This window comes from Cellulomonas sp. KU4C, from assembly GCF_056868065.1.
On the sequence record NZ_CP200322.1, the window covers coordinates 1,787,278 to 1,812,949 of the forward strand.

Genomic DNA, 25,672 nt, shown 5'->3' on the forward strand with positions numbered 1-25,672 from the left:
ACGACGAGGAGGTCGTGGGTCGTGGCAGACCGGGAGCAGGACGTGCTGCGCGCGGCGTCCATGTACTACCTGCAGGACGTCAAGATGGAGGTCATCGCCCGGCACCTGGGGACCTCCCGGTCGACGGTGTCCCGGCTGCTGAAGCGCGCCCGCGACACCGGGCTCGTCGAGATCACGCTGCGGCCGTCCAGCACCCGCGCGCCGAGCCTCGGCCGGTCGATCTCCGCGGCGTTCGGCATCGACACCTACGTCGTGCCCGTCCCGGACTCCGGGGAGCAGCTCGACACGCTCGACCAGGTCGCCCGCGCCACCGCCCGGCTGCTGGCGTCCTGGTTCGACTCCGACATGATCCTCGGCGTCGCCTGGGGCACCACGCTCGCCGCCGTGTCCCGCCGGCTCCAGCCCAAGGTCACCCACGGCTCGGTCGTCGTGCAGCTCAACGGCGCCGCGAACACCCGCACCTCCGGCATCGAGTACGCGAGCGACCTGATCGCCTCGTTCGGCACCGCCTTCGGCGCGACCGTGCACCACTTCCCGGTCCCCGCGTTCTTCGACTACCCGGAGACGAAGCAGGCGATGTGGCGCGAGCGGTCCGTGCGGCGCGTGCTCGACGAGCAGTCCCGCGCCGACATCGCGCTGTTCTCGGTCGGCTCCGTCGCCGGGTCGGTGCCCTCGCACGTGTACTCCGCGGGCTACCTCGACGACGACGACGTGACGCTGCTGCACGACCAGGCAGTGGTCGGCGACGTGTGCACGGTGTTCCTGCGCGCCGACGGGTCCTGGCGCGACGTCCCCCTGAACGCGCGCGCGACCGGGCCGTCCCCCGACCAGCTCCGCCGCATCCCGCGCCGGCTGTGCGCGGTCGCCGGGGACAACAAGGCCGTGCCGCTGCTCGCCGCGCTGCGCGCCGGGACGATGACCGACCTGGTCGTGGACGAGCGCACCGCCGCCCGGCTGCTCGAGATCGCCTGACCGGGTGAGCCCGCGCGGGGCCGCCCGGCTCGGACACACCCGCGTGACACGCGGCTGCTAGCGTCCGCGCGCATGACCCCGCCCTCCGGCCGCCCCCGCACCGGGGCCGACCGCGACACCCGCGGCGCCGTGCTCGCCGCCGCCGCCGTCCTGTTCAGCAGCGTCGGCTACACCGCGACCTCCACCTACGCGATCGCCGACCGGGCCGGGGTGAAGCAGGCGTCGATCTACCACCACTTCCGCGGCAAGGACGCCCTGCTGCGCACGCTGCTGCTCGAGACGGTGCGCCCCTCGCTGGCGCTCGCGGACCAGCTGCTCGCCGAGCCCGGCGACCCGGCTGCGCGCCTGTGGGCGCTGTGCGACGCCGACGCGCGGTGGCTCGCGGACGGCCCCGTGAACATCGGCGGGCTGATGCAGCTCCCCGAGGTCGAGGGGGAGGCGTTCGGCGAGTTCCACGAGGAGCGGGCGGCGCTGCGCGGGCGGTACGACGCGCTCGTCGCCGCGGTGCTCCGGGCGGTGCACGGCCCGGACCGGGTCACCACGGGGGTCGCGCCGCCGGAGGCCACGCTGGTGTTCGGGCTCGTCGAGAGCGTCATCACCGCGCGGCGCACGGGCGGGACCTCCGCGGTCGCCGACCTGGCGCCGGTCGTCGCGGACGCGGCGCTGCGGGTGCTCGGCCTCCACGGACCCGCGCTGGACGGGGCCAGGACCGCCGGCGCGGCGCTGGTGCCGGGCCTGGACCGCTGGGCGTCGGCGCCGGTGCACGACGTAGGTTGAGGGGCGTGACCGAGCCCGCCGCACCGCCGTCCGCCGCACCGCTGTCCGCAACGCCGTCGTCGTCCGCACCCACGGCGCCCGCCGCGTCGTCGTACCGGGTGCGACCGGCCCGGCCCGCGGACGTCCGGGGCATCCGCGACCTGGTGCAGCCCTACGCCGACGAGCGCATCCTGCTCGCCAAGGAGTGGGTCGGCTACTACGAGGCCGTGCAGGAGTTCGTCGTCGCGGAGGCGGAGGACGGCACCCTGATCGGCTGCGGCGCGCTGCACGTGATGTGGCAGGACCTCGCCGAGATCCGGACACTCGCGGCCGCCCGCGCCTGGCGCGGCCGGGGTGTCGGGCACGCGCTGCTCGAGGCCCTGACCGAGCGCGCCCGCGACCTCGGCCTGCGGCGCCTGTTCTGCCTGACCTTCGAGGTCGACTTCTTCGCCGCGCACGGCTGGGGCACGATCGACGGCGCGGCCGTCCCGCCCGAGGTCTACGCGGAGCTGCTGCGGTCGCACGACGACGGCGTCGCGGAGTTCCTCGACCTGGCGCGCGTGAAGCCGAACACGCTGGGCAACACCCGGATGATCGTCGACCTGGACTGAGCTCAGGCGGTCGGGGCGGTCGGGTCCGTGGCAGCCGTCGCGACCGCTGCCGGCAGGCGGTACCGGGGCTGCTCCGGGTCCTCGCCCGGGACGACCTCCACCAGGCGGTCGACGAGCAGCGACGCCAGGCAGCGGTCGCGCTGCACGTCGTCCGGCCACACCGCGGCCACCGCGTGCGCCGGCGCGGGCTCCAGGGCGTCGCGCAGCAGCGCCATGATCCGGCCACGCACCTGCCGGTCGGTTCCCGCCCACGCCTGCGTCCGGCGGCGCAGGGCGTGCACGTCCGGCGGTGATCCGGCCCGCCGCCACGCGCAGACGTCCCGCACCGGGCAGGCGTCGCACCGCGGGGCGCGCGCCGTGCACACCAGGGCGCCGAGCTCCATCGACGCCGCCGCCCACCGCGCCGCGCCCGCGTCGTCGGCCGGGACCAGCTCCTCGGCCAGCCGCCGCTCGCCGACCGTCAGCGCCGGCGCGGGCAGCGCCTCGCCCGCCACCACCCGGGCCAGCACCCGCCGCACGTTCGTGTCCAGCACCACCGACCGCCGCCCGAACGCGAACGCCCGCACCGCCGCCGCCGTGTACGAGCCGATCCCGGGCAGCGCCAGCAGCGCCTCTTCGTCGTCCGGCACCGCGCCGCCGTGCCGCTCGACGAGCGCCCGCGCGCAGTCCTGGAGCCGCAGCGCGCGCCGCGGGTAGCCGAGCCGGTCCCACGCCCGCAGCACGTCCGCCGGGCTCGCCGCCGCGAGGTCCGCGGGCTCCGGCCACCGCGCCAGCCACGCCCGCCACGCCGGCTCCACCCGGACCACCGGGGTCTGCTGCAGCATCACCTCGCTGACCAGCACGCCCCACGGGGTGCGGTCCGGGGCGCGCCACGGCAGGTCGCGCGCGTGCTCCTCGAACCACGCGACCACCGGCTCGCGGACCGCGGCGGCGGGCAGGGGCAGGACGGGGGAGGACGGCACGGGGGCCATCCTCACCCGCCGGCGCCGCGCGACCGAATCGCCGCCCGCCCGCCCGCCGGTCGGTCAGCGCCGCCGAGATAGCACCGCGCCGCCGAGACAGGGCGGTAGGGCGCCCTGTCCCGGCGCGGAGGCCCTGTCTCGGCGAGCGGCAGGGGGGGCCAGGAGGCCAGGCGTGTCCTCGGGCGGGTCCCCGGGGGGTGCGGCGCGGCGGGCTACCGTGTCCGCGTCGACCGAATCGAGAAAGGCCGGGACATGGGCGTGCTGCGGCCGGAGGGTTCGCTCCCTCCGCGCGTGTACTGGGTGCGCCGGGCGGTCGTGCTGCTCGTGCTGGTGGCGGTGGTCGTGCTGGCCGTCGTCGGGATCGGGGCGCTCGTGCGCGGCGGCGGCTCGGGCGGCGACGACACCGCGACCGGTGGCGGCACGACGACGCAGACCCCCGCGCCGGAGGAGACCGAGACCGGGACGCCGGTGTGCGCCACAGGGGACCTGACCGCCGAGCTCAGCGCGGACGCCACGACCTACGCCGAGGGCGCGCTGCCCACGTTCACGCTGCGGTTGACCAACGCCGGCAGCGTCGCCTGCCTGGTCGACGCGGGCGGCCCGAACCAGCAGGTCGCCATCACGTCGGGCAGCGACCGGATCTGGGCGAGCACGGACTGCGCGCCCACGGAGCCGCTGCAGCTGCTGCTGGCGCCGGGTCAGGCCGACGAGCGGCAGGTCCAGTGGGACCGGGTGCGCTCGGTCGAGGGCTGCGCGGGCGGGCAGTCGGACGCCCAGCCGGGGACCTACCAGGCGGTGCTCACGCTCGCCGGGGTCGTCACCGAGCCGGTGGTGTTCGGGCTGGAGTGAGCCCGGCGCGGCGGCCGGGTCCGGGCGGACCGCCCGGGCTCAGACGTACCGCTCGGGCTCAGACGTACCGCTCGAGGATGCTCGACTCCGCGAGCCGGGACAGCCCCTCGCGCACGGCGCGGGCGCGCTGCTCGCCGACGCCGTCGACGGCCATCAGGTCGTCGATGTTCGCGGCCAGCAGCTTCTGCAGGCCGCTGAAGTGCCCGACGAGGCGGTCGACGATCGCCGCCGGCAGGCGGGGGACCTTCGACATCAGGCGGTAGCCGCGCGGCCCGGTCGCGGCGTCGAGCATCTCCACGCCGGACGGCAGGCCGAGCACGCGGGCGATCAGCGCGAGGTCGAGCAGCTCGGTGGAGTCCAGCGCGGCGAGCTCGCCCTGGACGGCGTCGACGTCGCGGCGGGCCGAGTCCAGGTAGTCGCGGATCACGAGCTCGCTGTCGCTGGTGATGCCGCCGGTGAGCTCGTCGAGCTGGAGGGACAGCAGGCGCCCGTCGGTGCCGAGCTCGACGACGTAGCCGGCGATCTCCTCCGAGATGCGGCGCACCATCTCCTGGCGCTGCACGACGACGCACACGTCGCGGACGGTCACCAGGTCCTCGATCTCGAGGGCGGACAGCGTGCCGCTGACCTCGTCGAGGCGGGACTTGTACCGCTCGAGCGTGGCGAGCGCCTGGTTCGCGCGGGACATGATCGCGTCGGCGTTCTCGAGCACGTGCCGCTGGCCGCCGACGTACAGCGCGATGATCCGCATCGACGCGGACACCGAGATGACGGGCAGGCCGGTCTGCTTGGCGACCCGCTCCGCGGTGCGGTGCCGGGTGCCGGTCTCCGACGTGGAGATCGACGGGTCCGGGAGCAGCTGGGCGCCCGCGCGCACGATGCGCTGCGACGTCGGGTCCATCACGATGCCGCCGTCCATCTTGGCGAGCTCGCGCAGCCGGGTCGCGGAGAACTCGACGGCGAGCTCGAACCCGCCGGAGCAGATGCTCTCGACCGTGGCGTCGACGCCGAGCACGATGAGCGCGCCGGTCCGGCCGCGCAGGATGCGCTCGAGGCCGTCGCGGAGCTCGGTGCCGGGCGCGACCGCGGCGAGCGTGTGCCGCAGCAGGTCGTCGGGCGGCGTGGGTGTGGGCACGGCGCGATCCTACGCAGCCGGGCGCCGCCGCGGGGGCTCGCCGCGCGCCGCGGACGTTGCGATGCGGTCACGGGTCGTCGCCCTGCCGCCCGGGTGGGTGCCGGGTGGCGGGCCGCGTGTCGGTGGCGGCGGCTAGCGTCACGACCCGTGAGCACCACGACCACGAAGAGCGCCAAGCCCGTCTTCCGCTGCGCCGAGTGCGGCTGGACGACGTCCAAGTGGGTCGGCCGCTGCGGCGAGTGCCAGACGTGGGGCTCGGTGACGGAGGACACCGGCCCGGGCGGCGCGGCACCGCGGACCGCCGTGATGGTGCCGCTGCGCGGGGCGGCGCGGCCGATCGCCGAGATCGACGTCGAGACGAGCCGCTCCCGGCCGACGGGGGTCGGGGAGCTGGACCGCGTGCTCGGCGGCGGGCTGGTGCCGGGCGCCGTCGTGCTGCTCGCGGGCGAGCCCGGCGTGGGCAAGTCGACGCTGCTGCTCGACGTCGCGAGCCGGGCCGCCGAGGGCGGTCGCACGGTCCTGTACGTGACCGGTGAGGAGTCCGCGGGCCAGGTGCGGCTGCGCGCGGAGCGGATCGGGGCGCTCGCCGCGACGCTGCTGCTGACGGCCGAGACGGACCTCGGGACGATCCTCGGCCACCTCGCGCAGACCGAGCCCGACCTCCTGGTGCTCGACTCGGTGCAGACGGTGGCGTCCTCCGCCGTCGAGGGTGCGCCGGGCGGTGTCGCGCAGGTCCGCGAGGTGGCGGCGGCGCTGATCTCGGCGGCCAAGGAGCGCGGGCTGCCGGTGGTGCTCGTCGGGCACGTCACCAAGGACGGCTCGGTCGCCGGACCGCGGACCCTCGAGCACCTGGTGGACGTCGTCTGCCAGTTCGAGGGGGACCGGCACTCGCGGCTGCGGCTGCTGCGCGCGACCAAGAACCGATTCGGCCCGACGGACGAGGTCGGCTGCTTCGACCTGACCGAGACCGGGATCGTGGGGCTGGCCGACCCGTCCGGGCTGTTCGTCTCGCACGAGCGGCACCACGTCCCCGGCACGTGCGTCACGGTGACCCTGGAGGGGCGCCGGCCGCTGGCGGTCGAGGTGCAGGCGCTCGTCGCGCCGAGCATGCTGCCGAACCCGCGGCGCACCACCAGCGGTATCGACGGCAGCCGGCTCGCGATGGTGCTCGCCGTCCTGCAGCGGCGTGCCGGACTGAAGGTCGGCGACCAGGACGTCTACGTCGCGACAGTCGGCGGCGCGCGCCTGGTCGAGCCCGCGGCCGACCTCGCGCTGGCGCTGGCGACGGTCAGCAGCCGGGAGAACGTGGCGCTGCCGCCCCGGCTGGTCGCGATCGGGGAGGTCGGGCTGGCGGGCGAGATCCGCCCGGTGACCGGGACGGCGCGGCGGCTCGCGGAGGCGGCGCGCCTGGGGTTCACGCACGCGGTCGTGCCGGCGGGGTCGATCGAGCCGGGCCAGGTCCCCGAGGGGATGCAGGTCGGGCAGGCGGCGGACCTCGGCGAGGCGGTGCGCCTCACCCGACCGGACGCGGTGCGGGTGCGACCGACGGCGGGCTGAGCGGGCGGCCTCGGGCGCAGCGGCGCGGGCCGGGGGGAGCGCAGCGGCGCGGGGTCCCGGGCCGGGACGGCGGCGGCCAGTAGGCTGCCGCGCGGACGACGGGAGGGCGGGTGCGCCCCGCACCCGTGCAGGCGGCGCAGGGAGTACGTGCATGACCGACACCGACGGCACCCACGACGGGCGGGGCCCGGGCGGGACGACGCCCGAGGGCCCCTCCACGTGGAACCGGCCCACATGGGCCCGGCTCTCCGGGGACGCCGACTCCCCGCCGCCGGTCGCCGCCGCGCCCACGACCCCGGCGCCCACGCCCCCCGCACCCACGCCCCCCGCACCCACGACCCCTGCTCCAGCTGCCCCGGCGCCCGGCCTCGCCGCGCCGATGCCCACCCGGCGGCAGATCCGGACCGGGCAGATCCCCGTGGTGCCCGCGCCGCCCGCCACGCCCGCCGCCTCGCCCGCGCCCGCCGCCTCGCCCGTGCCCGGGGCCCCGACTGCGCCCGCCGCCGCGCCCGCCGCCTCCGCGGACCGTCCCGGCGAGGAGCCCCGCGCCGGCTGGACGCACCCCAACCTCGTGGGCCGCGAGCCCGGCCTCGCCGCACCCTCGTCCGCCGTCCCCGGGCCGGGTCCCGTGCCCGGTGACGACGCCGACGCCGGCGGCCCCGGTGACGGGACGCCCGGCCTCCAGGACGAGCCGCGCCGTCGTCGCTGGCCCCTGGTCGTGGCGCTGGTCGCCGCGGTCGTGGTGGTCGGCGGGGGCGTCGCCGGCTACGTGCTGACCCGCGAGGACGCCCCTGGGGCCGCGACCCCCGCGGACGTGGTGCTGCCGTCGCCCACCGCGACCGTCGAGCCGGCCGCCCGCGCGGCGACGACGGCGTTCGCCACGGCGCTGCCCGCGACCGTGCTGCAGTACGCGCTGGCGTCGTCGGCCGACGACGCGGCGTGGCTGGGCCAGGGTGCGATCGAGGCGTACACCGAGACCTACACGGACGGCGGCTCCGGCCAGGTCACGGTGCAGGCGGGCCAGTGGGAGACGCCCGAGGAGGCCGACGCGGTGCTCGCGGGCCTCGCGGCCGCGCTGCCGACCGCCCCCACGGCCGACGCCGATGGCGACGGCGACCCCTCGACAGCCACCACCTCCGCCACCGCGGGCGCCGGCAGCACGGGCGCCGGCAGCGCGGCCCCCGCGGTGCTCAGCAGCGGCGAGGTCACCGTCGACGGCACCGCGGTCGGCACGGTCACCGTCGTCGACGCGGGCGACGGCACCGGCGTGGCGCTGTGGCGCAACGGCTCGGCGGTGTTCCTCGTCACGGGTCCGGCGGCGGACATCGCGAACCTCTACGCCGCGTACCCGCTCTGACCTGCGGCTCCGCTCGGCCACGCGACCCCCTCCGCCCCGGCGGTGGGGGTCGCGTGCGTCGGGCCCGGATCGCGTCCGGACGGCCGGGGCGATAGGACGGACCGTGCACGCGCGGCCCCCGGCGGCCGCGACACCCGACCGAGGAGGACCATGACCCGCATCGGCACCACCGACCTGGACGTCCTGCCGCTGAACCTGGGCGGCAACGTGTTCGGCTGGACCGCGGACGAGGCCGCGTCGACGGCCGTCCTGGACGCGTTCGTCGCGGAGGGCGGCAGCTTCGTCGACACCGCGGACGTCTACTCGCAGTGGGCGCCCGGGCACGCCGGCGGCGAGTCCGAGGAGGTGCTCGGCCGGTGGATGGCGTCGCGCGGCAACCGCGCGGACGTCGTGCTCGCGACGAAGGTCGGCAAGCTCGACGGGTACCTGGGCACGTCGCGCGCGACGGTGCGGGGCGCGATCGAGCAGTCGCTGAAGCGTCTCCAGACGGACTACGTCGACCTGTACTACGCGCACATGGACGACCAGGACACCCCGCTGGAGGAGACGGTGGCCGCCCTGGGCGAGGTCGTCCGGGAGGGCAAGGCCCGGTACGTCGCGGCGTCGAACTTCAGCACGGAGCGCCTGGCGGAGGCGCTGCGGATCGCCGACGAGCTCGGCGTGCCGCGGTTCGTCGCGCTGCAGCCGCACTACAACCTGGTGCACCGTGACGAGTACGAGGGCCCGCTGCAGGAGCTCGCGGTCCGCGAGGGGCTGGGCGTGCTGCCGTACTCGTCGCTGGCGAGCGGGTTCCTCACGGGCAAGTACCGCGAGGGCGGCCCGGCCGTCGACAGCCCGCGCGCGGGGTCGGCGGGGCGCTACCTCGACGACCGGGGCCGGCGGGTGCTGGGCGTGCTCGACGAGGTCGCCGCGGCACACGGGACGTCGGTGACGGCCGTGTCGCTCGCGTGGCTGCGCGTGCAGCCCGGCGTGGTCGCGCCGATCGCGAGCGCCCGCACCGTCGAGCAGCTGCCCGACCTGCTGGCGGGCGCGCGGCTGGAGCTGACGGCGGAGGAGATCGGCGCGCTGTCCGCCGCGTCGGCCTGATCGGGTCGGGCCGTCAGGCGACCGAGCCGGCGCCGTCCCCGCCGCTGCCGTCACCGTCGTCCGCCCGCGGCAGCCGCACGGTGAACGTCGTCGCGCCGGGGGTGCCGTCGACGTCGATGGTGCCGCCGTGCGCGGTGACGACGGCGTGCACGATGGCGAGCCCCAGGCCGGTGGACCCGGCGGCCCGGTTGCGCGACTCGTCGCCGCGCGCGAACCGCTCGAACAGCCGGGACCGCAACGGCTCCGCGATGCCGGGCCCGTCGTCGCGCACCCGGAGCAGCACCTCGTCGCCCTCGGTCAGGACGGACACCACCACGGTGGTCCCGGCCGGGGTGTGCACCCGGGCGTTGGACAGCAGGTTCACCAGCACCTGGTGCAGCCGGTGCTCGTCGCCGCGCACGAGGGCGGGCTCGGCGTCCTCGTCCTCGTCGCCGACGGGGAAGCTCGAGGAGCCACGTGTGGTCGGGTCCCGCGACGTGGGCGTCCGCGACGGCGTCCGCGGCGACACCCCCGAGGTCGACCTCGTCGAGCTCCAGGTCCCGGCCCGCGTCCAGGCGTGCCAGCAGCAGCATGTCCTCGACCAGCGAGGTCATCCGGCGCGCCTCGGACTCGACGCGGCTCATCGCGCGCAGGGCGTCGTCGGGCAGGTCGCCCGGGAGCCGCTGCACCAGCTCGGCGTAGCCGCGGATCGACGCCAGCGGGGTGCGCAGCTCGTGGCTGGCGTCGGCGACGAACCGGCGCACCTGCGTCTCGGACTCGTGGCGGGCGGTCAGTGCCTGCTCCACGTGGCCGAGCACCCGGTTCAGCGCGGCGCCGACCTTGCCGACCTCCGTCGTGGGGTCGGTGTCCTCGTCGGGGACGCGCTCGCGGATGGCGACGGCCCCGCGGCTCAGCGGCAGCTCCGAGACGCGTGCGGCGGTCGCGGCGACCCGGTCCAGCGGGCGCAGCTCGCGGCGGACGAGCACGGTGGCGAGCGCGGCGGCCACCAGCAGCCCGGTCGCGGCGACGGCGACCTCCACGACGACGTACTCGTCGACGGTGGCCGTGACCCCGGCGACCGGGATCGCCGTCACCGAGGTGTCACCCCCGGACGAGATCACCGAGATCGCCCGGTAGGAGCCGAGCCCCGGCAGGTCGACGGTCTGCTGCTCGCCGTCCGGGGCGATGCTGAGCAGCACGTCGAGCTGGGCGTCGTCGAGCTCCTGCACCGCAGCGTCCTCGTCGAGGTAGCCCGCCTGGAGGGTGCCGTCGGAGCGCTCGAACACGCTGACCGTCCCGACGTCCTGGCCCGGCAGCCCGAACGCGGGCGGCACGCCGTCGCCGCCGGACCGGGGGACGAGGACCTCGCCGGTCGCGTCGTCGGTCGGCGCGTCGGAGGGGATGCCGTCGGCGCCCGCGCGGTCCAGCCGGTCGGGTGCGGACGAGGCCCGCTCGCTGGCCGCCTCCAGCCGGTCGTCGATCTGGCCGAGCAGCGACGACCGCAGCGCGAGCGTCGACACCAGGCCCATCACCGCCGCGACCGTGGCCAGCAGCACCACCACGATCGCGACCAGCCGCCGGCGCAGCGTCCAGCGCGACCGACCCGGTCGGGCGGAGGTCGGCCCCGTGGGGGTCACGCCGCGGGCTTGAGCACGTACCCGACGCCGCGCAGGGTGTGCAGCATCGGCTCGCGGCCCTTGTCGATCTTGCGGCGCAGGTACGACACGTACAGCTCGACGATGTTCGCCTGGCCGCCGAAGTCGTACTGCCACACGCGGTCGAGGATCTGCGCCTTGGACAGCACGCGCTTGGGGTTGCGCATGAAGTAGCGGAGCAGCTCGAACTCGGTCGCGGTCAGCCGGATGTCCACACCGGCGCGGGACACCTCGTGTGCGTCCTCGTCCATCCGCAGGTCGCCGACGGTGAGCACGGCCTCCTCGCGCTCCGAGACCGCCCCGGCGCGGCGCAGCAGCGCGCGCAGCCGCGCGACGACCTCCTCGAGGCTGAACGGCTTGGTCACGTAGTCGTCGCCGCCCGCGGTCAGGCCGGCGATGCGGTCCTCGACGGCGTCCTTCGCGGTGAGGAACAGCACGGGCACGTGCGGGTGGGTGGCGCGGATCCGGCGCAGCACCTCCAGGCCGGACAGGTCGGGCAGCATCACGTCGAGCAGGATGACGTCCGGGTCCAGCGTCTTCGCCTGCTTGATCGCCGTCTGCCCGGTCAGGGCGTGCTCCACCTGCCAGCCCTCGTACCGCAGCGCGGTGGAGAGCAGCTCGGCGAGGGTGGCCTCGTCGTCGACGACGAGGGCGCGGACCGGCTGGCCGTCGGCTCGGGTGAGGGCGTCGCGCTGGAGCGTGGAGGTGGTCATGGCACGAGTGTGCGTGCGCGACCTGAGTCGTCCCTGACGTCGCCCTGTGGGTTTCCTGTGTGCCGGGACGACCGGGTGCTCACTCGTCCTCGATGACCGACAGCACGTTGCCGGACGGGTCGGTGAACCACGCGATCAGCGGCCCGCCGCCCCGGAACACCCCGTCCTCGTCGGTCTGGGTCGGGGTACCCTCGTACCGCTCGAACACCACGCCCCGACCCCGCAGCTCCGCGACCGCCGCCGGCACGTCCGGGACGGGGAAGTTGAGGATCGTGAACGAGGCGGGCGTGTGCGCGTCGCCCTTCGGGTAGGCGAGCACGTCGCGCCCGCCCGCCAGGTGCAGCACGAGCAGGCCGTCGCGTTCTTCGGCGTCGAGCCCGAGCACGTCGCCGTAGAACGCGCGCGCCGCGGGCACGTCCGCGACCGAGAACCCGCTGAATCCGTTGCTGAGGTCGAGCACGGTGGCCTCCGACGTCGTCGTCCTGTAGGTGCCCCCAGGGTGCACCCGGCGGGGGTGCGGCGTGAAGGTCCCGCGGCGCTCAGGTGCCCGAGCGCGTGTCCCCAGCCGGTCCTCAGGGTCCGCGCGTTCGCTGGGTCCCACGTCGCCCCGCACCGGGGCACCAGCGACCCGGGAGCTCACCATGACGGTCCTCGACGCACCTGTGCCCGCCGCCACCGTCCGTCCCGCCGAGACCGCCGCGCCCGCCACGCTGCCCGGCGACGACGGCGCGGGCGCGTGGCTCACCGCCACGGTCCGCCCGGCGGGCTCGTTCGGTCGCGCCGACGCGGGTCGGCTCCGCGCGCTGCTCGACGCGCTGTCCGCGTGCGCCTCGATCGTCGTGCTGGACCTGCGGTCGGCCCGTCTGCGCAGCCGCCGCGCCGCCGACGCCGTCGACGAGGCCGCGACCCAGCTCGAGGCCCGGGGCGGCTGCCTGCTGTGCGTGCACGCCGACCCCGAGACCCGCGCGCACCTCGCCGAGGCCGGCCGGCACGCGGTGCTGCTCGACGGCGACCAGGACGAGGCGCTCGCGGGGCGGCGGGTGTCGACGGCAGAGTGAGCCCCCCACCCGCCCGTCCGCGCACGCCCCCCGGCGGTCGGGTGGAGGAATCGTGCGCGGCGCCCCGTCCGGCGGGGCTGCTGCGCCACCACCGCCTACGGTGGGCCCCATGACCCGCCCGACCGCTGCCCCGCCGACGTCCTGGCGCGGCCCCGAGCCGGACGGCGGCGCGCCCGGGCGTGCCGTCCCCGCCGACCGTCCCCGGCTGCCGGCCCGTCGTGCCGGGGCGATCGTGCGCCGGGTGGTCGCGGCCCTGGTCGTCGCCGCCGTGGCGGTGGCCGGCGTCGCGGTGTCGTGGCGGGTGTTCGTCGGGTCGGAGCGCGGCCAGGCCGTCGACCAGGCCGCGCTGGACGGCGCGCACATCGGGCAGAACCGGCTGTGGGAGGTCGCGGAGCCGGTGCTCGACGTGGTGTCCGTCGGGTTCATCGCGGGCGCGATCATCGCGTGCGCGGTCATCGCGTTCGTCCGGCGCCGGTGGGCGCTCGCGCTGGTCGCGGGCGGGGTGCTGGTCGGGGCGAACGTCACGACGCGGGTGCTGAAGACGATGCTGCTGGACCGGCCGGACCTCGGGTACGGGCCGGACTTCAACACGCTGCCGAGCGGGCACACCACCGCCGCGGCCTCGGTCGCCGCCGCGGTGCTGCTCGTGGTGCCGCCCCGGGCGCGCCCGTGGGTGGCGGTGCTCGGCGCGACCTACGCGGGCGCGACCGGCGTGAGCACCCTGGTCGGGCAGTGGCACCGGCCGTCCGACGTGATCGCCGGGCTGCTCGTCGTGCTGCTCTGGGGCGCGCTCGGGTGCGCGGCCCTGGCGCTGCGCGTCGGGACGACGGTCGACCGGCACCCGCCGACGGCCGCGCTGCCGGCGATCACCCGGGGTGGCAGCGGCACCGGGACCCGGGTCGCGGCGGTGCTGCTCGGGCTCGTCGCGGCGTTCGCCGGGGGCGCCGCGGTGGTCGCGCTGCGCCGCACCTGGTCGTCGCCGGACCCGGTCGGCACGACCGCCGCCCTCCTGACGTCGTACGGTGGCGGGGCGCTGGGCATCGTCGCGACGGCTGCCGCGGTGTTCGCGGTGCTGCTGGTGCTGCGACGGTCCGCCACATCCGGGTCGGACGCCGTGGGACCGACGTCGTAGAGTCACCCCGCACGGGCGGTGGCATGCTGTCCCCGCCTGGCCCCCGGCGCCGCTGACGGTGCCGTCGCCCCGGCAGGTCCGGGAAGTTCTGAGGAAGCAGGAGCGTATGTCGTCAGGTCGCAAGCTGGTCATCGTGGAGTCGCCGGCCAAGGCGCGCACGATCGCCGGGTACCTCGGCGACGACTTCGAGGTCGAGGCGAGCGTGGGTCACATCCGTGACCTGCCGCAGCCGAGCGAGCTGCCCGCGGACATGAAGAAGGGCCCGTTCGGCAAGTTCGCGGTCGACGTCGACAACGGGTTCGAGCCGTACTACGTGGTCGACTCCGACAAGAAGAAGAAGGTCGCGGAGCTCAAGCGGCTGCTCAAGGAGTCCGACGAGCTCTACCTCGCGACCGATGAGGACCGCGAGGGCGAGGCCATCGCGTGGCACCTGCTCCAGGAGCTCAAGCCCAAGGTCCCGGTCAAGCGCATGGTGTTCCACGAGATCACCCGCGAGGCCATCACCCGCGCGCTGGAGAACACCCGCGAGCTGGACACGCGCCTGGTCGACGCGCAGGAGACGCGCCGCATCCTCGACCGCCTGTACGGGTACGAGGTCAGCCCGGTGCTGTGGCGCAAGGTCCGCCAGGGCCTGTCCGCGGGCCGCGTGCAGTCCGTCGCGACCCGCCTGGTCGTCGAGCGCGAGCGCGAGCGCATGGCGTTCCGCGCCGCCGACTACTGGGACCTGACCGCGACGTTCGCGGTCGAGGACACCGCGGAGCCGTCGTTCGACGCGCGCCTGGTCCAGCTGGACGAGCGCCGCGTGGCCACGGGCCGCGACTTCGGCGACGACGGCGTGCTCAAGGGCTCGGCGTCGGCCCGCCCGGTGCACCTGGACGAGGGGGCCGCCACCGCCTGGGTGTCCGCGCTCGACGGCGCGGCGTTCGGCGTCCGGTCGCTGGAGACGAAGCCGTACACCCGGCGCCCGGCCGCGCCGTTCACCACGTCGACCCTGCAGCAGGAGGCGAGCCGCAAGCTGCGGATGGCCTCGCGCGCCACGATGCGGACCGCGCAGACGCTGTACGAGAACGGCTACATCACCTACATGCGTACCGACTCGCCGGTGCTGAGCACGCAGGCGGTCGACGCGGCGCGGCGGCAGGCCGCCGAGCTCTACGGCGCGGACCACGTGCCCGACAAGCCGCGCGTCTACGCGTCGAAGAGCAAGGGCGCCCAGGAGGCCCACGAGGCGATCCGCCCGGCGGGGGACAACTTCCGCACGCCGGCGCAGGTCGCCCGCGAGCTGTCCGGCGACCAGTTCCGGCTGTACGAGCTGATCTGGAAGCGGACCGTCGCCTCCCAGATGGCCGACGCGCGCGGCTCGACCGCGTCCGTCCGGATCGCGGCGACCGTCCCGGCGCCGGCGCTGCCCGACGGCAGCACCGCGAGCGACGGCCCCGCGGCGGGCGCGCCGACCGCGGCGGTGTTCGCGGCCAGCGGCACCGTCATCACGTTCCGCGGGTTCCTCGCTGCGTACGAGGAGGGTCGCGACGTCGACCGCTACTCCTCCGACGCGGCCGACGGCGCGGACGCGGCCGAGGGCTCCGGCAAGGGCGCGGCGCGCGAGACCCGCCTGCCGCAGATGGCCGAGGGCGACGCCGTGCAGGCGTCTGACCTCACCGCCGACGGCCACCGCACGTCCCCCCCGCCGCGGTTCACGGAGGCGAGCCTGGTGAAGGCGCTGGAGGAGCGCGGCATCGGCCGCCCGTCCACCTACGCCGCGACCATCTCGGTCATCCAGGACCGCGGGTACGTGACCAGCCGCGGGCAGGCCCTGGTGCCGACGTGGCTGGCGTTCGCCGTGACCCGCCTGCTGGAGGAGAACTTCGACCGGCTGGTCGACTACGACTTCACCGCCGGCATGGAGGAGGACCTCGACGCCATCGCCGCCGGCCAGAAGGACCGCGTCGACTGGCTGACCCGGTTCTACTTCGGGCAGCACGCCGCGGACGGCCCCGACGGCGACGGCCTGCGCGACCTCGTCGCGAACCTCGGCGAGATCGACGCCCGCGAGGTCAACTCCATCGCGATCGGCGACGGCATCACGCTGCGTGTCGGCCGGTACGGGCCGTACATCGAGGAGACCGGCGGCGAGCCCGGCCCGGACGGCAACCCGCGGCGCGCGTCGGTGCCGGACGACCTGGCCCCCGACGAGCTGACCCCGGAGCACGCCCGCGAGCTCCTGGAGAACGAGCCCGAGGGCGACCTGGTGCTCGGCACCGACCCGGTCGCGGGGACGACGATCGTGGCGAAGAACGGCCGCTACGGCCCGTACGTCACCGAGCTGCTGCCCGAGCCCGAGCTCGACCCCGGCCTGTCGGCCGCCGCGAGGAAGAGGGCGCTGGCCGCCCTCCCGAAGCCGCGCACCGGCTCGCTGCTGAAGTCCCAGAACCTGCAGACGATCACCCTCGAGGACGCGCTGCAGCTGCTGAGCCTGCCGCGGGTCGTCGGGACGGACCCGGAGACGGGCACGGAGATCACCGCGCAGAACGGCCGGTACGGCCCGTACCTCAAGCGGGGCACGGACTCGCGCACGCTGCCGTCGGAGGAGGCGATCTTCACCACGACGCTGGAGGAGGCGCTGGCGATCTACGCGCAGCCCAAGCGCGGTCGCGGCGCCACCGCGACCCCGCCGCTGCGCGAGCTCGGGGAGGACCCGACCTCCAAGAAGCCGATCGTGGTGAAGGAGGGCCGGTTCGGCGCGTACGTCACCGACGGCGAGACCAACCGGACGCTGCCGCGCGACGTCACCCCGGAGTCGATCACCCCGGAGCAGGCCGTCGAGCTGCTGGCCGACAAGCGCGCCCAGGGCCCGAAGAAGAAGCCGGCGGCCCGCAAGGCGGCGGCCCCGCGCAAGAAGGCCGCCGCCAAGAAGTAGGTCGCCTCAGACCTCCAGCACGACCCACCCGAGCGGGGCCACGTCGACGACGTGGTCCCGCTCGGTCGTCCCGGGCCCGTCCTGGGCGACGACCCTGGCGCCGTCGGGCGTCGCCAGCGACCAGGTCCCGGCGTCCAGGTTGAGCGCGACCAGCAGGGCGGGGCCGGTGCCGTCGGACGTCGCGCCGGCCGGACGGGCCTCGTACACGAGGCGGGTGTTCGTGACCTCGACGACGCGGGTGCGCGCGGTGTGCAGCCACGGGTGGCGGCGGCGCAGGCCGATCAGCGCCTGGTGCCGGTGGTAGGCGGCCCACGCGTCGGGAGCCTCGTCCGGTCCGGGGAGGTCCGCGGGGCTGGGCGGGAACGCAGGGCGCACCGCGTCGTCGCCGCCGGCCCGGTCCTCCTTGACCCCGCGGTACGCCAGCTCGTCGCCGGAGTAGACCGCCGGGGTCCCGCCCACCGTCATCAGCACCACGAGGGCGTGGCCCGCGAGTGCGGGGTCGCCGACCTGGTCGGCGATACGCGTCACGTCGTGGTTGCCGACGAACGTGTACGGCACGAAGGAGTCCAGGAACGCGTCGTGCCGACCGAGGGTCCAGACGAGCTCGTGCCAGTTCCGGTCGCGGACGGCGCTCCAGGTGGCCTTCCAGAGCTCGTACTGCGTGACGCCGTCCAGCCCCGACTCCGCGACGAACGCCGGGTAGTCGCCGTGGATCACCTCGCCCATCAGGTACGCGTCGGGGTGCCGCTCGCGGACCCGGGCGACGACCTGCGCCCAGAACCCTGTCGGCACCGCGTACGCGGCGTCGAGCCGCCAGCCGTCGGCGCCCGCGTCCAGCCAGTGCGTCATCACGTCCGCGACCAGGTCGACGACCTCGGGGGCGTCGTGGTCCAGGGCGACCAGCGACCGGTGGCCCTCGAAGCAGTCCCAGTCGGGTGCGCCGCCGTCGTCCGGCCAGCGGATCCGGAACAGCCGGGCCTCGGGGGAGCCGGGGCCGCCCGCCAGCGCGGCGCGGAACAGCGGGTGCTCCTCGCCGACGTGGTTGAACACCCCGTCGAGCAGCACCCGGACCCCGCGGTCGTGCGCGGCGGCGAGCAGCCGGTCCAGGTCGTCCCGGTCGCCCAGGCGCGGGTCGACCCGCGGGTGGTCGACGGTGTCGTAGCCGTGCGTGCTGGAGGCGAACACCGGCCCCAGCGCGAGACCGTTCAGCCCCAGGTCGACGACGTGGTCCACCCAGGCCTCGACCTGCGCGAGGCGGTGCGTCACGGGGGTCGCGTCGTCCGCCACCGGCTCGGCGCCGGTGAAGCCCAGCGGGTAGACGTGCCACCACATCGCGTGGTCCACCCAGGTGGGCGCCATCAGCCGGCCCGGTGCGGGGTCGGCTCCGGCAGCCCGGCGTCCGCGCGGACCTGCCGGGAGAACCCCTCGATCGACCGCAGCGCGTCGACCAGCGCCGGCACCCGCACGGTGAACGGCATCGCGTGGATGGTCTCGCCCTCGGCGGTCGCGGCCTCGGCCACGCGGGTCAGGTCGTCGACGTCGTCCACGCCGAGGCCGACCTCGGTCAGGGTGTTCGGCAGCCCGACGCGGGTGGTGAACTCGACGAAGTCGCGGACCTCCTGGGTCGGCGCGCCCTCGAGGACCAGCTGGGTGACCGAGCCGATGTTGACCTTCTGCCCGTGGGTGAGGCCGTGGGTCTGCGGGGCGGCGGTCAGGCCGTTGTGGATCGCGTGCGCCGCGGCCAGCCCGCCGGACTCGAAGCCCAGGCCGGACAGCAGGGTGTTCGCCTCGACCACCTTCTCGACCGACGGGGTGACGAGGTGGTCGCGCACCGCGGCCACCGCGGGCAGCGCGTGCTCCCAGAGGATGTCCCACGACAGCCGGGCCAGGGCGGTGCCGGTGGTCGTCGGGATGCCGCCGGCCATCGTGGTGGCGTCGGTCCGGGCGACCGCGCGCGCCTCGATCCAGGTCGCGAGCGCGTCGCCCACGCCGGCGACGAGGAACCTCACCGGGGCGTTCGCGACCAGCTGCGTGTCGACCAGCACCAGGTCGGGGTTGCGGGGGAAGAACCGGTACTCCTCGAACCCCCCGTGGTCGTCGTAGATGACCGACAGGGCGGAGCAGGGCGCGTCGGTCGAGGCGACCGTCGGCACCGACACCCAGCGGACGCCCGCGAGGAACCCGGCGGCCTTGACCGCGTCGATCGTCGAGCCGCCCCCGACGCCCACGACGACGTCGGCGCCGGTCTCGCGGATCCGGTCCGCGATCCCGTCGACCACCGCGGCGGTGGCGTAGGTCCCGAACCCGTCCCGGGTGAGCGGGAGGCCCGCGGACGCGAACGACCGCGTCACCGCCTCCCCGACGAACGACCAGACGACGTCGTCCGCGACCACCAGGGGCGTGCTGCCGATCGGCTCGACCAGCTCCCCGAGCCGGTCGATCGCACCGACCCCCTGCGCGTAGCGGGCGGGGCTGATCAGGGTGCGGACGGGCGGGTGCTGCAGGAGCGCGGACACGGTTCCTCCTCGGGTGGTGGGTCGGCCGACGTCTCCACCGTAGGGACCGGCACCGACCGGCGCAGGAGGACGGAGGTCCCTGCGTCGGGACCGGCCGCTAGGGTCGGCGCATGGCACTCACCGAAGACCCGCGCTCCGCGCCGCCGATCCGCTGGGGGATCCTGGGTGCGGGCGGCATCGCCGCCGCGTTCGCCGACGCCGTCCGGTCCAGCACCCGGGCCCAGCTGGTCGCGGTCGGCTCCCGCGACCACACCCGCGCCGAGCGGTTCGCCACCGCCCACGGCATCCCGACGACGCACCTGGGGTACCGCGACCTGGTCGAGGACCCGCAGGTCGACGTCGTGTACGTCGCGACCCCGCACTCGGAGCACCGCGAGCACGCGCTGCTCGCCATCGCCGCCGGCAAGCACGTGCTGGTGGAGAAGGCGTTCACCCGGAACGCCCGCGAGGCCGAGGAGGTGCTCGCCGCGGCCCGCGCCGCCGGGGTGTTCGTGATGGAGGCGATGTGGACGCGGTTCCTGCCGCACGTCGCCGCGATCCACCAGGTGATCGACTCCGGGGAGATCGGCCAGATCGTCTCCGTGCACGCCGACCACGGGCAGTACTTCCCGTTCGACCCGGCGCACCGGCTGTACGACCCGGCGCTCGCGGGCGGCGCGCTGCTCGACCTCGGCGTGTACCCGGTGGCGTTCGCGCAGGACTTCCTGGGCGTGCCCACGTCGATCCGGTCGGTCGGCGCGCTGACCGAGACCGGTGTCGACGGTCAGCTGGCGATCGTCCTGAGCTACGGGGACCGCACGCAGGCCGCGCTGACGACGACGCTGTGGTCGCGGACGCCGACGACCGCGGCGATCAGCGGCACCGAGGGGACCATCACCGTCGAGGGCAGCTTCTACGCCCCGACGTCGTTCCGCGTGCAGCGCCGGGACGGCCGGACGTGGTCGTTCGACCAGCCCGTCGCGCACGGCCTGCAGTACGAGGCCGCGGAGGTGGCGCGCCGCGTCGCGGAGGGCGCGGTCGAGAGCCCCCGGATGTCGTGGGCGGACACGCTCGGTGTGCTGCGCACGATGGACGAGGTCCGCGCGCAGGTCGGGGTCGTCTACCCCGGGGAGTGAGGGCGGCCCGTCGGGCCCGGCGGCGTCAGGGGGTCGGCGGCAGGACGCGGACCGCGAGCACCGCGACGTCGTCGGCCGGCTGCCCGTCCACGAGGGCGGCGGCGAGCTCGCGGACGAGCTGCTCCGGCTCCCGGTCCGCGAGCCCGCCGGCCGTCCGGGCGAGGCCCACCAGCGCGTCCGGCAGGGGCACGCCGCGGCGCTCGACCAGGCCGTCGGTGTAGAGCACCAGCGTGTCGCCGGGCCGCAGGTCGGCGTGGTGGTCGGCGCGGGCCCGCGCGGGGTCGACGCCGAGCAGCATGTCGGTCCGCCGGTCCAGCACCCGGCCCTCGTCGCCGGGACGGACCAGCACCGGCGGGAGGTGGCCGGCGGTGGACCACTGCGCGCGGACCACGTCCTGGTCGCGGGTGCTGAACCGCACCGCGAGCGCGCTCGCGACGGTCGCGAGGCCGAGCCCGGCGACGGCGCGGTCGAGCCGGGCGAGCCACGACGACGGGGACGCGTCCGGGCGGTCCCACGCGAACGCGCGCAGGGTGGAGCGCAGCTGGCCCATCCGGGCGGCGGCGTCCATGTCGTGCCCGGTGACGTCGCCGACCATCACCGCGAGGTCGCCGTCGGGCAGCACCAGCCCGTCGTACCAGTCGCCGCCGACCTGGTCGGCCTGCGCCGCCGGGAGGTAGCGGGCGGCGAGGCGGAACCGGGCGGGCTGGGGAAGCTCGGTCAGCATCGCGTCCTGGAGCGTCCGTGCCACGGTGCGACGCTGGTCGAGCAGCAGCGCCCGTTCCAGCGACTGCGCGGTGTACGCGGCGAGCGCGGCCTTGACCTCGCGGTTCTCCTGCTGGAAGTCGCGCGGCCCTGGCCAGCCGAGGGTGAGCACGCCGAGGACGCGCCCGCGGGAGGACAGCGGCAGCACGGCGAGCGCCCCGGGCGGCGCGGGCTGGTCGCGGCGCACGTCGCGCGCGACCGCCGGGAACCGCGCGAGCAGCGCGTCCCAGTCGCGGAAGTACATCGGCAGGCGGGTGCGGACGACCTGGGTCGACGGGCGCTCGTCGGTGAGGCGCGCGTGCCGCAGCGACTCGAAGCCGTAGCCGTCGAACGCCTCCAGCGAGGTGTAGGTGAGCCCCTGGGCGTCGGGGTCGAGCAGCGCGACGCCGGTCATGGTCGCGCCGAGCCCGATCGCGCCGACCCGGGAGACCGCACGGGTCACCTCGTCGACGGTGGCGGCCGCGGTGAACGCCTCGGCCATCGTCAGCAGCAGCCGGCTGTGCCGGACGGCGTCGGTCGCCTTGTGCTGCGCGCGCTGCGCCCGCTCCCGCTCGGCACGCAGCCGCAGCTCGCTGCTGCACGCGGCCGCGAGGTCGGCCAGGTAGTCGAGCTGGTCCGCGGTCCAGCGGCGGGGCACCGAGTCGATCGCGCAGAGCGAGCCGACCACCTGGCCGGCGTCGTCGTGCAGCGGGCAGCCGGCGTACGCCACGACGTCGAGGTCGGTGACCGCGGCGTGCGCGGCGAGGGCGTCGTGGTCGCGCGCGTCGTCGACGACCACCGGCGCGCCGGTGCGGACCACCTCAAGGCACAGGGCGTGGGTGAGCGGGAGCCGGCGGGCGGCGTCGATCGCGGGGGGCAGCCCCACGGCGCCGAGGATGAGCTCCTCGGTGGGGGTGACGACCGAGACCATCGCGACCGGCACCCCGAGGTGCCCGGCGACCAGGCGGCCGAACCGCTCCAGGTCGGGGTCGGCCCCCGGGTAGGGCTCCGCCGGCAGCGGGAGGTCGCTCTCGACCCACGGGGTGGCCATGCCTCAGTGTGGCAAACGCGACGGGTGTGCGGGGAGTCGACGGCGCTGTCGGTCCGGGTCGTTACCCTGACGACCGTGACGCTGCCCGCCCCGCCCCCGCCCGTGACCGCCCCGAGCGGGTTGTTCGTCTCGTTCGAGGGCGGCGACGGCAGCGGGAAGTCCACCCAGTCGCGCCTGCTCGGCGAGTGGCTGACCGCGTCCGGGCGCACCGTGGTGCTCACCCGCGAGCCGGGTGGCACCGAGCTCGGGCGGCTGCTGCGCCGCGAGATCCTGCACGGGGGGCACATCGACGCCCGCACCGAGGCGCTGCTGTACGCCGCGGACCGCGCGCACCACGTCGCGTCCCTGGTGAGGCCTGCGCTCGAGGCGGGGTCCGTGGTCGTGACGGACCGGTACCTCGACTCCTCCGTGGCGTACCAGGGCACCGGCCGCGAGCTCGGCGGCGACGAGGTCGAGGGCCTGTCGCTGTGGGCGACGGGTGGGCTGCTGCCCGCGCTGACCGTGCTGCTCGACCTGGACCCGGCGACCGGCATGGACCGGCTCCGTGCGCGGCCCGACCGGCCGGACCGGCTGGAGAGCGCGGGCGCGGAGTTCCACCGGCGGACCCGGGAGGCGTTCCTCGCGCGTGCCGCGGCGGACCCGGGACGGTGGCTGGTGCTGGACGCCGCGCGACCCGTCGACGACCTCGCGGCCGAGGTCCGGGCTCGGGTCGAGGCGCTGCTCGCGACCGCCGGGCACGGGGACGCCGCGTGAGCACCGTCTGGGACGACGTGGTCGGGCAGGAGCCGGCCGTCGCGGTGCTCCGGGAGGCGGCCGCGGACCCGTCGCGGATGACGCACGCGTGGCTGCTCACCGGCCCGCCGGGCTCGGGGCGGTCCAACGCGGCGCGCGCGTTCGCCGCCGCGCTGCAGGACCCGTCCGGCGACCCGCGCAGCCCCGGGTGCGCGACGGTCCTCGCGGGGACCCACCCGGACGTGTCGTTCGTGTCGACCGAGGGCGTCGTCATCCGCGCGGACACCGTGCGCCCCCTGGTCGAGCTCGCGCAGCGCGCGCCGTCGCAGGGCCGGTGGCGGGTCATCGTCATCGAGGACGCGGACCGGCTGAACGAGACCTCCGGCAACGTCCTGCTCAAGGCCATCGAGGAGCCGCCGCCGCGCACCGTGTGGCTGCTGTGCGCGCCCAGCCCGCAGGACGTGCTCGTCACGCTGCGCTCCCGGAGCCGGTCCGTCGCGCTGCGGGTGCCGCCGGTCGAGGCCGTCGCCGAGCTGCTGGTCCGGCGCGACGGCGTGGACCCGCAGGTGGCGCTCGTCGCCGCGCGGGCAGCGCAGTCCCACGTGGGGGTCGCGCGTCGGCTCGCCCGCGACCCCGAGGCCCGCGCCCGCCGCGCCGCCGTGCTGCGCATCGCCCCGCGGGTCCGCGGGGTCGGCGACGCGGTGCTCGCCGCGGGGAGCTCGTCGAGACCGCGCAGGCCGACGCGAAGGCCGCCACCGAGGAGCGGGACGCCGTCGAGCGCCAGCAGCTGCTGCGGTCGCTCGGCGCCGAGGGCCTGGCCACCGTGCCGCCCGCGCTGCGCGGCGCCGTCAAGCAGCTCGAGGAGGAGCAGAAGCGTCGCGCCACCCGCGCGCAGCGCGACGTCCTCGACCGCGCCATGATCGACCTGCTGTCGTTCTACCGCGACGTGCTGGTGCTCCAGCTCGGCTCCGAGGTGCACCTCGTCAACGCCGAGCACGAGGAGGCCGCCCGGTCGATCGCGGAGTCCACGACGCCCGAGCTCACGGTCCGGCGGATGGACGCGATCGGGGAGGCCCGCACCCGGCTCGACGGGAACGTGGCGCCGCTGCTCGCCGTCGAGGCCATGCTGATCGCCCTGCGGCCCCAGGCCTGACGTGTCGGACGGGACCGTTACCGTGGTCCGGTGACTCCCGACCCGAGAGCCCGGTCCTCCGCGCTGCCCGCCCGCTCCGCCGCCCTCGTGGCCGTCCTCGCGCTGGTCCTCGTCGCCTGCACCGGCCCGCGCCAGCAGACCGCCGTGACCGAGCGCCCCTCCGCCGCACCCGTCGTGGACCTGGACAGCGCGTACGCGCAGCAGCTCGACTGGCAGGCGTGCGGCGACCTCGAGTGCGCGACGCTCGTCGTCCCGATGGACTACGACGACGCCACGGGCGAGATGATCGACATCGCCGTCAGCCGGCACGTCGCGACCGGCGACCGGCTCGGCTCGCTGCTCATCAACCCCGGCGGCCCCGGCGCCTCCGGGATCGACGCGCTGTCGAGCATCGCCGTGCCGTCGTTCGGCAAGCAGGTCGTCGAGCGCTACGACCTCGTCGGCTTCGACCCGCGGGGCGTCGCGGCGTCCACCCCGGTCGAGTGCGTCGACGGCCCCGGCATGGACGCGATCACGTCGACCGACTTCGACTTCGCCACCGACGAGGGCATCGCCGCCGCCGAGGCCGCGTACGGCGAGTTCGGCGCCGCCTGCCTCGCGAGCTCGGGGCCCGTCCTGGAGCACGTCGACACCGTCAGCGCCGCGAAGGACATGGACGTGCTGCGGGCCGTGCTCGGCGACGACACGCTCACCTACGTCGGCTACTCCTACGGCACGCAGCTCGGCGCCACCTACGCCGCCCTGTTCCCGCAGAACGTCGGCCGCCTCGTCCTCGACGGCGCGCTCGACCCCACGCTGTCCTCCCTCGAGCTGTCCGCGGGCCAGGCCGCCGGGTTCGAGTCCGCCCTGCGCGCCTACGTCGAGGACTGCCAGGCCGGCGCCCAGTGCCCCCTGCGCGGCGACGTCGAGGACGGCCTCGCGCAGGTGAAGTCCGTGCTCGACAAGGCCCGCCGGTCCCCGCTGCCCGGCGACGGCCGACGGTCGCTCACCGGCCAGCTCGCGTTCAGCGGCATCGCGCTGCCGCTCTACAACGAGCAGTCCTGGCCCGCGCTCACCCAGGGCCTGTCCGCCGCGATGTCCGGCGACGGCTCGGTGCTGCTCCGGCTCGCGGACCTCTACAACGACCGCAGCGACGACGGCACCTACGCCAGCAACTCCATGCAGGCGTTCTGGGCGATCGGCTGCGCGGACGACCGTGGGACCACCGACGTCGCGGAGATGCGCGCCCAGGCCGCCGAGATCGAGCAGGCCGCGCCGACCGTCGGGTACTTCTTCGGCTACGGCGGCGTGATCTGCGCGAACTGGCCCGTCCCCGAGGCCGGCGGCCTCGACGACTACTCCGCCGCGGGCGCCGCGCCGATCCTCGTGGTCGGCACCACCAACGACCCCGCCACCCCGTACGCCTGGGCGCAGAGCCTCGCCGAGACCCTCGACTCCGGCACCCTGCTCACCTACGAGGGCGAGGGCCACACCGCCTACGGCCGGTCCAACGCGTGCATCGGCGACGCGGTCGACGCGTACCTGCTCGACGGCACCGTCCCCGACGACGGCACCCGCTGCTGACCCCGCCCGGCACGCCGCGCGCGCTCGCTTTGGAGGACGCGCGGTGTGCCGGGTACAGTGGC

At 75.9% G+C, this 25,672-nt stretch carries 21 protein-coding genes and 2 pseudogenes; 14 read left to right on the plus strand and 9 right to left on the minus strand.

Features of this window, described 5'->3' with window-relative positions:
- Positions 1–21: 21 nt before the first annotated feature.
- The 3 genes from AC1VL8_RS08570 (at position 22) to AC1VL8_RS08580 (ending at position 2,339) form a co-directional block, all read left to right on the plus strand.
- Entirely contained in the window at positions 22–972 is a 951-nt protein-coding gene (locus tag AC1VL8_RS08570; protein WP_389225714.1) for a sugar-binding transcriptional regulator, read from the plus strand.
- Positions 973–1,044: 72 nt separating this feature from the next.
- Positions 1,045–1,749 (plus strand): TetR/AcrR family transcriptional regulator, encoded by a 705-nt coding sequence (locus AC1VL8_RS08575; RefSeq protein ID WP_483074890.1) that lies wholly within the window; start codon positions 1,045–1,047, stop codon positions 1,747–1,749.
- 41 nt (positions 1,750–1,790) lie between these two features.
- A complete protein-coding gene (locus AC1VL8_RS08580; RefSeq protein ID WP_483076213.1) occupies positions 1,791–2,339 on the plus strand; it encodes an amino-acid N-acetyltransferase in 549 nt (182 codons plus the stop codon).
- 2 nt (positions 2,340–2,341) lie between these two features.
- Here AC1VL8_RS08580 and AC1VL8_RS08585 read toward each other — a convergent pair whose 3' ends face one another.
- On the minus strand, positions 2,342–3,310 hold the full coding sequence (locus AC1VL8_RS08585; protein WP_483074891.1) for an HhH-GPD family protein: 969 nt from the start codon (positions 3,308–3,310) through the stop codon (positions 2,342–2,344).
- A 282-nt stretch (positions 3,311–3,592) separates the two neighbouring features.
- On the opposite strand from AC1VL8_RS08585, the gene AC1VL8_RS08590 reads away from it, so the two are divergent.
- Positions 3,593–4,150, plus strand: a complete 558-nt coding sequence (locus AC1VL8_RS08590) for a hypothetical protein (RefSeq protein ID WP_483074892.1) — start codon at positions 3,593–3,595, stop codon at positions 4,148–4,150.
- A 58-nt stretch (positions 4,151–4,208) separates the two neighbouring features.
- On the opposite strand, the gene disA is transcribed toward AC1VL8_RS08590, so the two are convergent.
- On the minus strand, positions 4,209–5,285 hold the full coding sequence (gene disA, locus AC1VL8_RS08595) for a DNA integrity scanning diadenylate cyclase DisA (protein WP_389225726.1): 1,077 nt from the start codon (positions 5,283–5,285) through the stop codon (positions 4,209–4,211).
- Positions 5,286–5,432: 147 nt separating this feature from the next.
- Between disA and radA the strand changes: the two genes are divergently transcribed.
- The 3 genes from radA (at position 5,433) to AC1VL8_RS08610 (ending at position 9,285) form a co-directional block, all read left to right on the plus strand.
- Positions 5,433–6,842 (plus strand): DNA repair protein RadA, encoded by a 1,410-nt coding sequence (gene radA / locus AC1VL8_RS08600; RefSeq protein ID WP_483074893.1) that lies wholly within the window; start codon positions 5,433–5,435, stop codon positions 6,840–6,842.
- A gap of 151 nt (positions 6,843–6,993) precedes the next feature.
- The gene (locus tag AC1VL8_RS08605; protein ID WP_483074894.1) at positions 6,994–8,199 is read left to right on the plus strand and encodes a hypothetical protein; all 1,206 of its coding nucleotides are present in this window, start codon (positions 6,994–6,996) and stop codon (positions 8,197–8,199) included.
- 150 nt (positions 8,200–8,349) lie between these two features.
- Complete coding sequence (locus AC1VL8_RS08610; RefSeq protein WP_389225735.1) at positions 8,350–9,285, plus strand: aldo/keto reductase; 936 nt, start codon at positions 8,350–8,352, stop codon at positions 9,283–9,285.
- Positions 9,286–9,298: 13 nt separating this feature from the next.
- Here the strand turns inward: AC1VL8_RS08610 and AC1VL8_RS08615 are convergent, their stop codons facing one another.
- The 4 genes and pseudogenes from AC1VL8_RS08615 to AC1VL8_RS08630 all read right to left on the minus strand — a co-directional run bounded on the left by AC1VL8_RS08615 (position 9,299) and on the right by AC1VL8_RS08630 (position 12,092).
- A complete protein-coding gene (locus AC1VL8_RS08615) occupies positions 9,299–9,793 on the minus strand; it encodes a sensor histidine kinase (protein ID WP_483076214.1) in 495 nt (164 codons plus the stop codon).
- A gap of 94 nt (positions 9,794–9,887) precedes the next feature.
- Positions 9,888–10,793: pseudogene (locus AC1VL8_RS08620) on the minus strand (histidine kinase dimerization/phospho-acceptor domain-containing protein); the annotation flags it as partial.
- A gap of 104 nt (positions 10,794–10,897) precedes the next feature.
- Positions 10,898–11,632, minus strand: a complete 735-nt coding sequence (locus AC1VL8_RS08625; RefSeq protein ID WP_389225741.1) for a response regulator transcription factor — start codon at positions 11,630–11,632, stop codon at positions 10,898–10,900.
- A 79-nt stretch (positions 11,633–11,711) separates the two neighbouring features.
- A complete protein-coding gene (locus tag AC1VL8_RS08630) occupies positions 11,712–12,092 on the minus strand; it encodes a VOC family protein (RefSeq protein WP_483074895.1) in 381 nt (126 codons plus the stop codon).
- 181 nt (positions 12,093–12,273) lie between these two features.
- Between AC1VL8_RS08630 and AC1VL8_RS08635 the strand changes: the two genes are divergently transcribed.
- From AC1VL8_RS08635 to topA, 3 genes are all read left to right on the plus strand, one after another.
- Entirely contained in the window at positions 12,274–12,690 is a 417-nt protein-coding gene (locus tag AC1VL8_RS08635) for a hypothetical protein (RefSeq protein ID WP_483074896.1), read from the plus strand.
- A 109-nt stretch (positions 12,691–12,799) separates the two neighbouring features.
- The gene (locus AC1VL8_RS08640; protein ID WP_483074897.1) at positions 12,800–13,822 is read left to right on the plus strand and encodes a phosphatase PAP2 family protein; all 1,023 of its coding nucleotides are present in this window, start codon (positions 12,800–12,802) and stop codon (positions 13,820–13,822) included.
- Between the two features lie 106 nt (positions 13,823–13,928).
- Complete coding sequence (topA, locus tag AC1VL8_RS08645) at positions 13,929–16,739, plus strand: type I DNA topoisomerase (RefSeq protein ID WP_483074898.1); 2,811 nt, start codon at positions 13,929–13,931, stop codon at positions 16,737–16,739.
- 6 nt (positions 16,740–16,745) lie between these two features.
- Here the strand turns inward: topA and AC1VL8_RS08650 are convergent, their stop codons facing one another.
- Both AC1VL8_RS08650 and AC1VL8_RS08655 read right to left on the minus strand, forming a co-directional pair.
- Positions 16,746–18,098 carry an alpha-amylase family protein gene (locus AC1VL8_RS08650; RefSeq protein ID WP_483074899.1) on the minus strand — a complete coding sequence of 451 codons (1,353 nt, stop codon included), beginning with the start codon at positions 18,096–18,098 and terminating at the stop codon, positions 16,746–16,748.
- Positions 18,098–19,255, minus strand: coding sequence for a glycerol dehydrogenase (locus AC1VL8_RS08655; protein WP_483074900.1), 1,158 nt, complete (start codon positions 19,253–19,255; stop codon positions 18,098–18,100). The genes AC1VL8_RS08650 and AC1VL8_RS08655 overlap by 1 nt, the downstream gene beginning before the upstream one ends.
- A gap of 110 nt (positions 19,256–19,365) precedes the next feature.
- Here AC1VL8_RS08655 and AC1VL8_RS08660 point away from each other — a divergent pair, with 110 nt between their 5' ends.
- Positions 19,366–20,370 carry a Gfo/Idh/MocA family protein gene (locus AC1VL8_RS08660; RefSeq protein WP_483074901.1) on the plus strand — a complete coding sequence of 335 codons (1,005 nt, stop codon included), beginning with the start codon at positions 19,366–19,368 and terminating at the stop codon, positions 20,368–20,370.
- 25 nt (positions 20,371–20,395) lie between these two features.
- Here AC1VL8_RS08660 and AC1VL8_RS08665 read toward each other — a convergent pair whose 3' ends face one another.
- Positions 20,396–22,162, minus strand: a complete 1,767-nt coding sequence (locus AC1VL8_RS08665; protein ID WP_389225768.1) for a GAF domain-containing SpoIIE family protein phosphatase — start codon at positions 22,160–22,162, stop codon at positions 20,396–20,398.
- 75 nt (positions 22,163–22,237) lie between these two features.
- Here AC1VL8_RS08665 and tmk point away from each other — a divergent pair, with 75 nt between their 5' ends.
- The 3 genes and pseudogenes from tmk to AC1VL8_RS08680 all read left to right on the plus strand — a co-directional run bounded on the left by tmk (position 22,238) and on the right by AC1VL8_RS08680 (position 25,610).
- On the plus strand, positions 22,238–22,915 hold the full coding sequence (gene tmk / locus AC1VL8_RS08670; RefSeq protein WP_483074902.1) for a dTMP kinase: 678 nt from the start codon (positions 22,238–22,240) through the stop codon (positions 22,913–22,915).
- Positions 22,912–24,047: pseudogene (locus tag AC1VL8_RS08675) on the plus strand (DNA polymerase III subunit delta'). The gene tmk and the pseudogene AC1VL8_RS08675 overlap by 4 nt, the downstream one beginning before the upstream one ends.
- A gap of 30 nt (positions 24,048–24,077) precedes the next feature.
- The gene (locus AC1VL8_RS08680; protein ID WP_483074903.1) at positions 24,078–25,610 is read left to right on the plus strand and encodes an alpha/beta hydrolase; all 1,533 of its coding nucleotides are present in this window, start codon (positions 24,078–24,080) and stop codon (positions 25,608–25,610) included.
- Positions 25,611–25,672: the final 62 nt, after the last annotated feature.